Here is a 12,702-nt window from a genome sequence, read left to right as displayed (position 1 = left end):
CGCGCGGAACCACACGGAGGGGTCCGTCCGGTGTGTTCGGACGGACCCCGCGCGCGAAGACGCTCAGAGCGTGAGGACGATCTTGCCCCGGGTACGACCGCCCTGGCTCAGACGCCAGGCCTCGGCCGCCTCGGCCAGCGGGAACTCGCGCTCCAGGTGGACGGTGAGCCGACCGGCGTCGGCCATGCGGGCCAGTTCGGCGAGGTCGGCGCTGTCCGGACGTACCCACAGCCAGTGGCCGCCCGCCTCCTGGATGTCGGGGTCGGCGACGGACACGATCCTGTCGGTGTCGCCGACCAGTTCCCGCGACGCCTCGGCCACTCCCCCGCCGACGAAGTCGAGCACCACGTCGACGCCGTCCGGGGCCAGGTCCCGGACGCGCTCGTCGAGCCCGTCCCCGTAGACCACGGGCTCGGCCCCCAGGGAGCGCAGGAAGTCGTGGTTGCGTTCACTGGCGGTGCCGATGACGCGTGCTCCCCGGGAGGCGGCGATCTGGACACCGAACGATCCGACCCCGCCCGCCGCGGCGTGGATCAGCACCGTGTCACCGGAGCCGACGCGCGCCCTCTTGACGGACTGGTAGGCGGTGAGTCCGGCCAGAGGCACCCCCGCGGCCTCCCGCCAGTCCAGCGACTCCGGCTTGGGGGCGATCATGCGCACGTTGGCCGAGACCAGCTCGGCGTAGGTTCCGTTCTTGGCCCAGTCCTTGCGCAGGTAGCCGTAGACCTCGTCGCCGACCCGGTACTCGTGCGCGTCCGGACCGACGGCCTCCACCACACCGGCGACGTCCCAGCCGGGGATGAGCGGGAAGTCCGCCTCCATGATCGCGTCGAGCCCCCCGGAGGCGAGTTTCCAGTCCACGGGGTTGACCCCCGCGGCCTTCACCCTGATGAGGACCTCGCTGGGGGCGACCTTGGGTTCGGGAAGCTCCACCAGGGCCAGGTCGTCGGCGGTTCCGTACTGTTGTAGTGCCATTGCCTTCATGTACAGGGCAGCGACGAGAGCGGGACGTCCATTCCGTGACACGCCGGACCGCGACGAAAAGGCGGGGCCGGCGGGACGTGCCCGCCGGCCCCTCGGGGTGACCGTCGTGCCGCTCAGCGCAGGGCGGCGGCGAGGCGCTCCTCGTGCAGGCGTTCGCCCCAGGCCGGGGGAAGCGGTGCGAGCCCGCCCACGCGCCAACGCAACAGCAGGTCCGCCAGCTGCGGGTTGCGGGGCAGGGCCGGCCCGTGCAGGTAGGTGCCCAGCACCTGCCCCTGGTAGGCGCCCTCGGTGCGCTCGTCGTTGCCGATGCCGTGCACGACGGTGGAGAACGGCTTGGCCGAGGGACCGATCTGTGTACGGCCCTGGTGGTTCTCGAAACCGGTGATCCTTCCCACGCCCAGGGAGGGGTCCACGTCCGCGACGACCTCGCCGACCGCACGGGACTGTCCCCGGCCGCTGCGAATGTCGAGGATGCCCACACCGGGGAGCGGGTTGGCCTCGTCGTCGCCGTAGGACTCGCCGATGATCTGGTACCCGGCGCACACAGCGAAGACGCAGACCCCTCGGGCCGCGGCCCGGGCCAGGCCGCCGTCGGCGCGCAGACGTTCGGCGGCCAGGATCTGCGGGCGGTCCTCACCGCCGCCGAGCAGGTAGATGTCGCCCTGTTCGGGCACGGGGTCGCTGGAGTGGACGTGCACGATCTCGGTGGGGATACCGCGTAGCTCGGCCCGGCGCTTGAGGATCAGGACGTTGCCCCGGTCCCCGTAGGTGCTCAACAGGTCGGGGTAGATCCACACGATTCGCAGGGTGCTGGTGTTCGTCATGGTTCTCCCTACTGAACGCGGCCGTAGGCCGTGCGGATCTGCTGGAAGGCGGTGTAGTTGGCGATGAGGTCCACCTTGGTGATGTCCGGCTGCTCCGCCTTGATGCGGTTCAGGGCCTCGTCCACCCTGTCGGCGACCTCGAACTCGACGTCGTCGGTCTCCAGGCGCAGTGCGAGGTCGGTGCGACGCTCGCCCATGACGAAGACGCGACGGCCGCGCAGCACGGTGTAGTCCACGTCCCACAGCCAGGAGGTGTCCTTGCCGTCGGGGACCTGCGCGTTGACCGCCAGGATCACCGGTGTGCGAGGCGGGTCCAGGACCGCGAAGGACTCCAGCCACCCGGCCGGGTTCTTGGCCAGGAGCAGACGCACCTCGACCCCCATGGTCACCACGGAGGTGTAGCGGCCGGCGACCGAGGTGATCTCCCGGAGCCGTTCGACGGTGCGCTCGGGGTGCATGCCGTATCCCGCGGCGGTCGCGGCGGCGATCGCGGCGTTGGACCTGTTGGCGTCACCGGGCAGGTTCAGTCGCAGCTTGACCCGCTGACCCTCGGGGGTGACCAGGACGTCGGAGTCGTTGTCCACCGCCCAGGTGGTCTTGGGTCGCGCCAGGCCGCACTCGGGGCACTCCCAGTGCGGGTCCACGTCGCGCTTGAGGTGGCCTCCGCACTCGGGGCAGCACCAGGAGTCCTCCTTCCAGCGCTGACCCGCGGAGACCCACGTGGCGCTGGGCGCGCCCAGGCCCGCCCAGGCCACGAGCGGGTCGTCGGCGTTGGCGATGACGTGCGTGCTGCTCTTCCCCAGGGCCATGCGCCACTTCTTGGCGAGCAGGTTGATCTCCGAGGCGCGGTCCATCTGGTCGCGGCTCAGGTTCATCAGCACCACGAACGCGGGCTGGGTGGCCAGCAGCACCTGGGGGAGGTACTTCTCGTCGACCTCCAGCACCCCGTTGACGGCCGACCGGTTGTCGGACAGCGCCGTGATGTGGCCGGTGGGCATGTTCGCGCCGTGCTCGTTGGTGGCCACGTCGCCGAACTCGCGCAGGGCCTGCGCGATGAGCCTGGTGGTGGTGGTCTTGCCGTTGGTCGCGCTGACCAGGGCGAGCCTGCGCCCTCGGGCGAGCTTGGCGAGCAGGTCGGGTTCGACCTTGAGCGCCACCCGGCCTCCGATCACGGAACCGTCTCCCCGTCCGGTGGCACGGGACAGGCTGGCTGCGCTCCTTCCCAGAACTGAGGCCAGTTGGGCGCGCAAGGGAAGCTCGCTCATCTACTCTTACTCTCCAGAGTTACCGGATCACCCGTGTCGTCCGACGGTGGAAGGCCGCGGGTGATGTGTCGGGTCAAACCTATTGTCCACCTCGGGTCAGACCCGCCAGTCCAACCTCTCGGGGGGCGGCCCCAGATTGGGGGGAACCCGGCCCTCGATCCCCACCGGGGAAGGAGTTCTCCCGCCCGGGGCGGAGTCGCCGGGCGTGTCGGGGTCGACCGTCGGCGGTGGGGCCACGGTGCGGGGGCGACCGCTCGCGGCCCGTCCGCTCCGCGTTCCGGCTCCGCTCCCACCGCCGCCGCTCTCGACGCCCGATCCGACACCGGTGTCGGAGGAGTCGTCCACCGTGGCGAGAGTGGCCGTGGACAGGGTGAGGATACCCGGGTTGACGTCGGCCAGGACCGGCCCCTTGTCGGTCAGGACCAGCGCCGCCGTGGAGGGCAGCTCGCACAGCGACTCCGCGTCCGGTCCACGGACGCGCGACGGCTGGTCCTCCTCGTCAGGGGTCCCGGCCGGAGCGGCGGCACCGGCGGCCTGGGCCGTGGCCCTTCCCCAGACGGTGGTGGACCTCACATGCCGCACGAGGTCGAGAGGGGGGATCGCCGCCGCGGCGTTGCGGATGACCGCTCCGGACTCGGTGTGGGGGGAGGGGAAGAAGCGGTCGTCGACCTCCTCCTCGTCGGGGTCCCGTTGCGCCCCGCCGAGCGTGTCGCCCACCGTCTCACCGACCACCTCGGTGAGACGGTGCATCCGCAGATCTCCCGTGCCACCGGGCGCGGACGCCACGGCCCGCGCCACGGCCCGCGCCGCGGTCCGACCCTGACGCATCACGATGGGCAGACAGGAGGGGTCGGAGAATCGGGAGAGGGCTTCGGGCGGGGCGTTGCGGAACATCAGGACGACCTCCACCCCGCTGTCGGCGGCGGCCGACAGGACCTGGTCGATCTCGCCGGGGGGCAGAATCTCGGCGCCGCAGACCACGACGGTGCGGGTCCGGTCCGGTCTCACCCGAGGACGTCTGTCACCCGCGGTTCCCGGGGGCTCCGGCGCCTCCAGCAGTTCGCTGAGCGCGGACACGGCGTAGGTGCCGTAGAAACGGGCCGCGGTCCTTCCGGAGGCCCTGTCGGTGGAGATGATCTTGATCTGGGCGTACTCGGCGGTGTCCGCCCGGGTACCGACGGCCTCGAAGGGGCTGAGACGGCGCTCCAGCTCCCATGCCCGGCTGCGGACGTCCGGGTCGCCGGTACAGCGCTCACGCACGAGAACACGTTGGCGAGGAGTGAGCAGGGCGAGCGCCGGATCGTCCTCGGCCGCGTCGTCCACGGGCGTGAGCAGGGCGCGCAGGCCGCCGATGATCTCGGCGATCCCCGCGTGAGGTCCCAACACCTCCAACAGGCGCAACAGGAGGGTCTCGTCGGCGTCGGCGTCGGCGGCGTTCCCCGCGGCCGACGCGACGGCGGAGAGGACGCGGGCGCGCTGACCCGCGTCCAGGTCGGTGCCCAGGGTCATCCGGGGCAGGTCGGCGGGAAGCACCCAGCATCGCGGTGCCACGGCGCAGCGACGGGCCAGCCGGACGAGCTCACGCGTCACGGAGCGACCGGTCAGGTCGATGACGGTCAGGTCTCCGCCCTCCCTGAGACGGGAGACCCCGACGGTGGTGAGCAGGGCGGACCAGCCGGCCTCGTCCCCGCCGACCACGACGACGGTCCCGACCCCGGAGGGAACGGTCACCCCGTACCAGAGCGGCTGTGCCTCGTAGGCACGGACCGCCGCCTGCCACTCGGTGTACCGGCGGGCGTGTTCGTGCTGCCGTTCGCGCAGGAGACGATCACGCTCCTCGCGTTCGGCCTCCAGACGCTCACGTGCCCTGGCCAGACGTTCGGCGATGACCTGACGGCTCTGGACGAGGGCGAAGGCGAGGGGGGCGGCGATGGCGGCGCAGGCGAGCACACCACCGAGGGCGAGGCTGCCGGGGAGGACCCGCAGCGTCCACAGCAGGGGGAACAGCAGGGCGAAGAGGACGAGCCCGGCCAGGGCGAAGTGGAGGGGGCGGTTGGTCCGGGCCTCGTTGTCGCGTTGGGAGGCGATCCACTCCTCGCTGAGGGTCGCGGTGTCGGCCGGGGTCGGCCGACGCGGCGCCGGTCCCGGTGGCGGCAGGAGCACGGTGTACCGCCAGCCGACGTAGGTACGTCCGCCCTCTCCTGGTGACGCGCCGCCTGCTCGGGGGGTGGGCACCGTCCGAACACCTCCTGTCCGACCGCGGTGGAACGGCCGGAGAATCGTCCACGCCGGACTCCGGCGGGGACCGGAGCGTGGGCAGAATGGTGTCACCGCCCCGTGTGCTTGTCACGGTCCCGCCGGAGAGTCGGGGAGATCGGGTGTGTCCACGGACACGGCGACCCGGGTTCAGTGAAGCAGGGCGGCGGAACGCTTTCCAGCCCCGCCGCGCCCGGGGACCTCGTTCCGCACGGTCGCGGACACGGTCTCCACCCGGGTCGGTCCCGTCCACGACGTGGGCGGGTGGCCGCAGCGCGAGGCGCCGGCGCCGGACGGTTCCCCGTCGGCACCGGCGCCTCGCGCTGTTCCTCGTCTCGGGAGTGAGGAGGCGGACCAGGGCTCTAGGCCTGGACCCGCAGGTCGATGACCTTGCCCACCTCGGCCTTGACGTCGTATTCGCCGGTGAAGCCTCGGGAGGCCAGCACCCGCACCTTCCAGTCGCCGTCGGCGGCGAAGAAGCGGAACGTGCCCTCCTCGCCGGTGGCCACCTCTCCGACGAAGTCGTCGGAGGAGTTGAGCAGTCGGGCGTAGGCCCCGCTCAACGGCTCACCGTCACGCGTCACCGTGCCCTGGATGACCGCCTGGCCACCCGCGTCGACATCGGCGAGTGCCACCCCGCCGACCGGCGCACCACATCCGTTACTCACTTGGGCTCGGCCTCCCCCACCTCGACCGGCACGCCCACCAGCGAGCCGTACTCGCTCCACGAACCGTCGTAGTTCTTGACGTTCGGAATTCCGAGGAGCTCCTTGAGCGCGAACCAGCTGTGGGAGGAGCGCTCTCCGATCCGGCAGTAGGCGATGATGTCCTTGTTCAGGTCCACCCCCGCCTCGGTGTAGAGCTCGCGCAGTTCCTCGTCGCTCTTGAAGGTGCCGTCCTCGTTGGCGGTCTTGGCCCACGGGATGTTGCGCGCCGTGGGGATGTGCCCGCCCACCTGTGCCGCCTCCTGGGGCAGGTGCGCCGGGGCGAGCAGCTTGCCGGTGAACTCGTCGGGAGAGCGGACGTCCACCAGTTCCTTCGTGCCGATGGCCTGGACCACCTCGTCACGGAAGGCGCGGATGGAGGTGTCCTGCTCCTTGGCCTCGTACCGGGTCGGGGTCCGCTCGGGGACCTCCGTGACCAGCTCGCGGGAGTCGAGCTCCCACTTCTTGCGACCGCCGTCCATCAGGCGGACGCTCTGGTGGCCGTAGAGCTTGAAGTACCAGTACGCGTAGGCCGCGAACCAGTTGTTGTTGCCACCGTAGAGAACGACCTGGTGGTCGTTGCCGATGCCCTTGGCCGACATCAGCTTCTCGAATCCGGTGCGGTCCACGAAGTCGTGGCGGACCGGGTCCTGGAGGTCCTGCCTCCAGTCGAGTTTGACGGCTCCGCGGATATGCCCCTTGTCGTAGGCGGACGTGTCCTCGTCGACCTCGACGATGACCACGTTCTCGTCATCCAGGTGAGCCTCCACCCAGTCGGCGTCCACAAGGACGTCGGAGCGGCTCATAGGGAACCTCCTGCTTGTTTCTCGTGCGGTGTCGCGTGTACGTGTCGGTGTCCCCGGACCTCGGGTCCGGGGGTGAGGGTCTTGGTGGGTCTCAGACCGCCCTTCCGCCCGCCGACGGGCGGACGAGAAGGCGGGTGCCGCCGTCGGCGTGGCGACCGGGCATGGCGGGGAACGCGGGGGCGGACGCCGTGCCCCGTGCGAACGGAAGCGTCCGTGCCCTCTTCCAGGAGGGCGCGGAGCCGGCTGCGGGGTGTACGACGTGGGAGGTCGACGGGCCGTGGGCCGATCGGCGCTTCCCCAGGAACGTCGCGGCGATCCACGGCGGAGCCTGGGACCGGAGGGTCCGGGGGCTGCCGGCCGTCGGGGCCGTGACCGATACGGGGGTTGTCAGACCGGCGGCGAGAAGCCGCCCGCGAAGATCGACCTGCATTGCTTGATGTCCCCACATGCGTACACGGAGCGGATACCAGTCGCACGGAGAAGGCGCGGGGCCGAGCCCCGTCCGCCTAGGGACACAGACAGAGCGCGGTGGCGACGCGGCAGAAGTCCACTGCCCGTCGCTTCGTCAGATACGCGCTCGTCAAGGAAGTCACACCTCAGAAGCTACAGTGCCCGTCACACCTTTGTCACGGGTGGGTTTGGTCACAGGGGGGATATCCGCCCCGGTGAGGTGTTCGTCGGGGGTCGGCTCAGGGTATGGCCGCGCCGAGCGCGGCGATGACGTCCGCCTTACGCGGCTGTCCGGCGGCCCGGCACACCGTGCGACCCGCGTCGTCCAGGACCAGCACGGTGGGCGTGCGCAGGATGTCCAGGCGGCGGACGAGGTCGAGCCGGGCCTCGGCGTCCACCTCCACATGGGCCACGCCCTCGACCATGCCGGCGACCTCGTCCAGGATCCGTCTCGTGGCCCGACAGGGCTGACAGAAGGCCGTGGAGAACTGCACGAGCGTGGCCCGGGTCCCGAGTTCGGCGCCGATGTCCTCGGCGGTGAGCGTCCGTTCCTGCGGGCGTGCCTCGCGTCCCGTTCGGTCCATGTCGGCTCCCTTCCTCGACCCGCTTTCGCCTCCGTCGTACCGCGCCTCCGCCGGGCTCCGGTGCTCCGGACGCCGCCGTCCCGGCACGGCGGCGTCCGGAGCGCTCCTCAGGCGGACTCCGCGCCCATGAGCGCGACGTTCTCGGCGTTGCCGCTGACCCGCAACCCGCTGGAGGTGGCCTCCATGTCGGTGACGGTCAGACCGAAGGGCAGCCGGGGCGCCTGGGCGCTGAAGGTGAGCATGCTCGTGGCCATACCGCTGAGATCGGCCGGGGCGTCACCGACCTGGATGTCGACGGGGGTGAGGGTGACGGTGTCGCCCTCCACCGCGAACTCCCCGCCCGCGCTGACCGAGGTGCTCAGGCCGAACTCCGGAAAGGCCAGCTCACCGGTGATACGGGGTTCGCCGCCCTCGGTGGTGACGGTCATCCCCTCGGGCAGGTAGGCGTTGAAGTAGGTGTAGGGGACGGTCAGCGACCCGTCCAACCGTCCGGCCACCACGCTGGGCTGGTCGAGCAGGTCGGCGAGCGGCGCCTCGACGTCGCCGGCGGTGACGTCGATCTGCTCGACGGTGACGTCGTCCATGGTGGCGGAGGCCGCGGTGATGTTGATCTCGGAGTAGGTCCCGCTGATCGCCTGGGGCAGGAAGGCCCAGCCCTCGAAGGCCACCTCCGGCTCCTCGTTCATCTGGAACTGTTCCGCGACACGGCTCGCGAGCATGTTCTGGGCGAAGCTGCGGGCCCCGATGTCGGCCGCCACCGCGAGCGCCGCCAGGAGGATGAGGGAAACGACGAGGAACTTACGCATCGGAGATCCCAGCACACTTTCTTTCGTTCCGGCGCGCTCTCGGCTGGGGGGGCGTCCCGCCGGTCGTGGTCACACGCCATCGATGCCCGACGGGCACCGGTCATGAAAAACCTGTAGGGAAGGGTACTTCACCCTGGTTGGGACGCCGGTGGACTTCTCGCGGTTCATCTCCCCTGGACAAGTACACCGGTTCGAGACATTCCCCGTCGCGGATCCTGGCGACGGCAGGGCCTTCGGAGAAGCGGGAACGGTCCTCAGCGGGGCATCAGCATGGCGGCGAGGCCGTCGCTGGCCGCCGCACCCGAGAGGGAGAGTTCGATCACGTTCGTGGCGACGACGTGCTGGGTGCTGAGACGGGCGAACTCCAGGACGTGCGGCTGCTGCTCGTGCTCCTCCTGCGCCAGCTCGTCGCGGTAGATCGCGTAGACGATGCGCTGTAGCGGGGCGCTGGGCACCGTGTGACAGGCGAACAGCAGCGTGTCGGGCTCGTGCTCGCAGACCTGGGCCACGACGGCGTCGGCGAGGCGGTCGAAGCCCGCGCCCTGCCCCTCGGCGAGGGTGTAGATGGTGATGACGCCCCGCAGTTCGGCGGGGGGAGCCTGACGGACCGGCGGACCGTCGTAGTAGTCGTCGTAGGGGTCGGCTGCACGGCGCTTACGGCGCACGGGCTCCTCCATGAGGTCGTCGTCGAGGTCCTCGTCCGCGTCGTCGTAGTAGTCGTCCTCGTCGTCGTAGCGGTCGCGGCGGGGACGCGCGGCCAGGGCCGCGGCGCCCCACAGGGCGGAGATCGCGCCGAACATCAGCAGCGGCCCCAGTGCTCCCAGGCCCAGACGGCCCACGAGGACGGAGAGCAGCACCGACAAGGCGACCAGTCCCAGCACCGACAGGTCGGTGGTGCGGCTGTCGGAGGCGCGTCTGGCGACCGTGACGGCCGCGGTGACGAGGAGGACGACGACGAACGCCTGTGTGACGTTGACGAGCGTGCGCGGAATGAGGTCGTAGTGCTCGCCCAGGGCGGGGTAGGAGTCGCCGAAACGGGTGCTCAGCCGGTCGACGGACATCACCACCAGGGGAACGATGGTGAGCGCGCTGAGGAACAGGCGCGAGGTGAACCGGCCACGGGGCGAGCGAACGCCGTACTCGAAGGCGCCCCAGGACATGTAGAGCGGTCCGATGAGGCTGATGCCGATCTGTAGCAACCGGAAGGTGAGCTCGCCGAAGTCGAACAGCGCACCGATCACGCCGGCGCTGAGCCCCACCGTGGTCCCCAACGCCGCGATGAGCCACCCGACGGCCGCCACACTGGGGCGGCGCTGGGCATACGCGGCCAACGCGGCGGTGGCGCTCCAGCCCACCAACGCGCTTATGAATGCCAGTCCTACCGTCACCATCCCGACAATGATGCTCCACGTTGGCGGGTGGATGTGTACTCGGTGCAGGTATGGGGGATTCGTTTCGGATGCGATCTTGCAGCAGGGAGGCCACAACGGGGGTCCACACTGTGATCTTCACCACCCGACCTACCGACGCATCCCGGCGGTCGCACCGGAACTCACGGGTGGCCATAGGCTCGCATGCGCGGGGAGCGCCGCCCCGGCGCCGGCAGACCCGTCCACACCGGCGGAACGCCTCCTCCGCCCAAGCCAGGAGATAACCGTGTCACACGACGCCGCGCCCCCACCTCCCCATGGCCGCGGGGCCGCCTTCTTCGACGTGGACAACACCCTGATGCGGGGTGCGTCGATCTACCACTTCGCCCGCGGGCTGGCCTCCCGTGACCTGTTCACCACCCGTGACCTCCTGCGGTTCGCCTGGGGGCAGACGGTGTTCCGGGTGACGGGAAGCGAACAGCCCGAGCACATCAACGCCGCACGCGAGGCCGCGCTGGCCTTCGTGGCGGGACACGACGTGAACGACCTGGTCGCCCTGTGCGAGGAGATCTACGACGAGACCATGGCCGACCGCATCTGGGAGGGCGCCCGGGCCCTGGTCCAGGGTCACCTGGACGCGGGACGCCCGGTGTGGCTGGTGACGGCGACACCCGTGGAACTGGCGCAGATCATCCGGCGGAGGCTGGGGCTGACCGGTGCGCTGGGCACCGAGGCCGAGAACATCGACGGGGTGTACACGGGGCGGTTGAACGGGGACCTGCTGCACGGTCCGGCCAAGGCCGTGGCCGTACGCGCACTGGCGCGGAGGGAGGGGTGGGACCTGGACTCGTGCTCGGCCTACAGCGACTCCTCCAACGACCTGCCGCTACTGTCCCTGGTGGGCCGTCCGCACGCGGTCAACCCCGACCCCGACCTCCTCCGACACGCGCGCACGCACGGATGGCCCGTACACGACTTTCGACGACACCGGACCACGCTGCGGGTGGCCGTGCCGGCCGCCGTGGCGGGGGCCGTCGCCGGCGCGATGGCGCTGCGCGCGGTCAGACATCGCAGAGCGGTCTGAGGAGGAATCCCTCGGACGACCCGAAAGCTCTCAGATGCCCCTGACGGGCGTTCGACCATGTTCTCCGCCCCAAGGGACCTGAAGAGGGTCGCTCAGCGCCCCAGCGTCATCCTGGCGAGCGCGAGGACGTGGACGGCCCGCAATCCTCCGCGCGCGGACGAACGGTCGACGCGGCAGCTGTGGGCGAAGGTCTCGAACGCCTCCGCCGAACTGTAGGCCGGTGACCAGCCCAGGACCTGTTCCAGGGAGTCGGAGTCCATGCCGACGGCGTTCAGACCGGCGTGTACGGCGCGGGAGGCACTGGAGCTGGCGTACTCGATCCGTCCGTGCCTGGCCAGTCCGCGCAGTACCCGAAGGCCTCGGGCCGGGACGGGAAGTCGCTGGCCGCCGACACGACGCAGGCAGTGGGAGAGCGGGACCGAGTCCGCGCCCGCCACGTCGAAGAATCCCGTACCGTCGCTGAGCGCCATGCGCACGAGCGCCTCGGCCCCGTCGTCCTCGTGCAGGAACTGTACGTGCGGGTCCCTGCCGAGCACCGTCGGCACGAACCGCGAGTCCAGGTAACGGGTGAGGGGAGTGCGCACCGAGGGACCGATGAGATTGGCGAAGCGCAGCACCGCCACGGACAGATCCGGACGGCGGCGTTGGAGGCCGCGGGTGTGCCGCTCGACCTCGGCCGCGTCGTCGGCGTCCAAGGTGGCGCTGGAGCGCACCACCAGGCGCCTGATCGTGGAGGAGCGTTGGGCCGCGCCGAGCACCCGCATGGTGCCCAGGAGGTTCTCCTCCCGGTTCGGGCTCCTGTGGGTGTCCAGACCCAGGTGCAGGACCAGGTCGGCCCCCGAGTCGGCGACGATCCCGTCCAGGCTTCCGTCGTGCAGGTCCACGTGGGCGTACTCGATCCCGCGCGCGTCGGCGGGCGGCGGCGAGGAGTCGGCACCGACCACCCGGCGCACACCGGGTTCTTCGCTCAGGGCCTGCGCGACTCTGGCGGCCAAGGGGCTGGAGACCCCGGTGACGAGTACGACACGAGTCATGGCGACACGTTCCTTGGGAGGGGACAGGAGCTGTTCCGGTGGGTCCGCGCACCGCTCGTCCCGAGGGCGGCTCGGCGGTCTCGGCCCGTGAGGCACAACAGCGCCTCGACCAGAAAATTCCCTTGTCCCGGCAAAGGCCGGGCAAGGACGAAGGTGTCTCCGCGTCCGGGGACGTGCCACGGGCACGTCCACGCCCGCGGAGAGACGTTCGCCGCGATGCAGCTCTACTTCTTGTTGCGACGCGCCACACGCGTGCGCTTGAGCAGCTTACGGTGCTTCTTCTTCGCCATCCGCTTGCGTCGCTTCTTGATGACGGAACCCATGGGATCACCTTCTCGCTGAGGAGGGCTACGGACATGCCGGACCGCTGAGCGGTGAGAACCGGCAAGGGGTCCGGATGCGGCTGTCAGGCACCGACGCGCCCAAGGCACGGGGGTGGCCGGTGCGACCGGGATGCACCCTGAGGGGTGCCGCTGGAAGCACACGTCCACCGCACCCGAAGCCCCCAGCTTACCGTTATGAGTGCGCGCTCGGG

General features: G+C 70.6%; 13 protein-coding genes. 1 reads left to right on the top strand and 12 read right to left on the bottom strand.

Annotated features, from left to right (window positions below; translation table 11 throughout):
• Positions 1-63: 63 nt before the first annotated feature.
• The 10 genes from PFX91_RS04520 to PFX91_RS04480 form a co-directional block, all read right to left on the bottom strand.
• Positions 64-984 (bottom strand): NADP-dependent oxidoreductase, encoded by a 921-nt coding sequence (locus PFX91_RS04520; RefSeq protein WP_502888248.1) that lies wholly within the window; start codon positions 982-984, stop codon positions 64-66.
• 113 nt (positions 985-1,097) lie between these two features.
• Positions 1,098-1,808, bottom strand: a complete 711-nt coding sequence (locus PFX91_RS04515) for a type 1 glutamine amidotransferase (RefSeq protein WP_285729627.1) — start codon at positions 1,806-1,808, stop codon at positions 1,098-1,100.
• 8 nt (positions 1,809-1,816) lie between these two features.
• Complete coding sequence (locus PFX91_RS04510) at positions 1,817-3,073, bottom strand: Mur ligase family protein (protein ID WP_285729626.1); 1,257 nt, start codon at positions 3,071-3,073, stop codon at positions 1,817-1,819.
• A 96-nt stretch (positions 3,074-3,169) separates the two neighbouring features.
• A complete protein-coding gene (locus PFX91_RS04505) occupies positions 3,170-5,308 on the bottom strand; it encodes a hypothetical protein (protein WP_285729625.1) in 2,139 nt (712 codons plus the stop codon).
• A 383-nt stretch (positions 5,309-5,691) separates the two neighbouring features.
• On the bottom strand, positions 5,692-5,997 hold the full coding sequence (locus PFX91_RS04500; protein ID WP_285729624.1) for a DUF1416 domain-containing protein: 306 nt from the start codon (positions 5,995-5,997) through the stop codon (positions 5,692-5,694).
• Complete coding sequence (locus PFX91_RS04495; protein WP_285729623.1) at positions 5,994-6,839, bottom strand: sulfurtransferase; 846 nt, start codon at positions 6,837-6,839, stop codon at positions 5,994-5,996. Before PFX91_RS04495 ends, PFX91_RS04500 begins: the two co-directional genes overlap by 4 nt.
• Before the next feature lie 506 nt (positions 6,840-7,345).
• A complete protein-coding gene (locus PFX91_RS23090) occupies positions 7,346-7,432 on the bottom strand; it encodes a putative leader peptide (RefSeq protein ID WP_352231633.1) in 87 nt (28 codons plus the stop codon).
• A gap of 96 nt (positions 7,433-7,528) precedes the next feature.
• The gene (locus tag PFX91_RS04490; protein ID WP_285729621.1) at positions 7,529-7,873 is read right to left on the bottom strand and encodes a thioredoxin family protein; all 345 of its coding nucleotides are present in this window, start codon (positions 7,871-7,873) and stop codon (positions 7,529-7,531) included.
• A 107-nt stretch (positions 7,874-7,980) separates the two neighbouring features.
• A complete protein-coding gene (locus PFX91_RS04485; protein ID WP_285729619.1) occupies positions 7,981-8,679 on the bottom strand; it encodes an LmeA family phospholipid-binding protein in 699 nt (232 codons plus the stop codon).
• A 254-nt stretch (positions 8,680-8,933) separates the two neighbouring features.
• Positions 8,934-10,070 (bottom strand): putative quinol monooxygenase, encoded by a 1,137-nt coding sequence (locus PFX91_RS04480; protein WP_285729617.1) that lies wholly within the window; start codon positions 10,068-10,070, stop codon positions 8,934-8,936.
• A gap of 265 nt (positions 10,071-10,335) precedes the next feature.
• Between PFX91_RS04480 and PFX91_RS04475 the strand changes: the two genes are divergently transcribed.
• Complete coding sequence (locus PFX91_RS04475) at positions 10,336-11,133, top strand: HAD family hydrolase (RefSeq protein ID WP_285729616.1); 798 nt, start codon at positions 10,336-10,338, stop codon at positions 11,131-11,133.
• 92 nt (positions 11,134-11,225) lie between these two features.
• On the opposite strand, the gene PFX91_RS04470 is transcribed toward PFX91_RS04475, so the two are convergent.
• Positions 11,226-12,167, bottom strand: coding sequence for an NAD-dependent epimerase/dehydratase family protein (locus PFX91_RS04470; RefSeq protein WP_285729615.1), 942 nt, complete (start codon positions 12,165-12,167; stop codon positions 11,226-11,228).
• Positions 12,168-12,391: 224 nt separating this feature from the next.
• On the bottom strand, positions 12,392-12,490 hold the full coding sequence (locus PFX91_RS04465; protein ID WP_013155353.1) for a 30S ribosomal protein bS22: 99 nt from the start codon (positions 12,488-12,490) through the stop codon (positions 12,392-12,394).
• Between the last annotated feature and the right edge of the window lie 212 nt (positions 12,491-12,702).

Origin of the sequence: Nocardiopsis sp. ATB16-24 (assembly GCF_030271535.1) — a bacterium.
Lineage (GTDB): Bacteria > Actinomycetota > Actinomycetes > Streptosporangiales > Streptosporangiaceae > Nocardiopsis.
The sequence above is the reverse complement of the archived record's forward strand: the minus strand, read 5'-3'. Positions and strand labels throughout refer to the sequence as shown.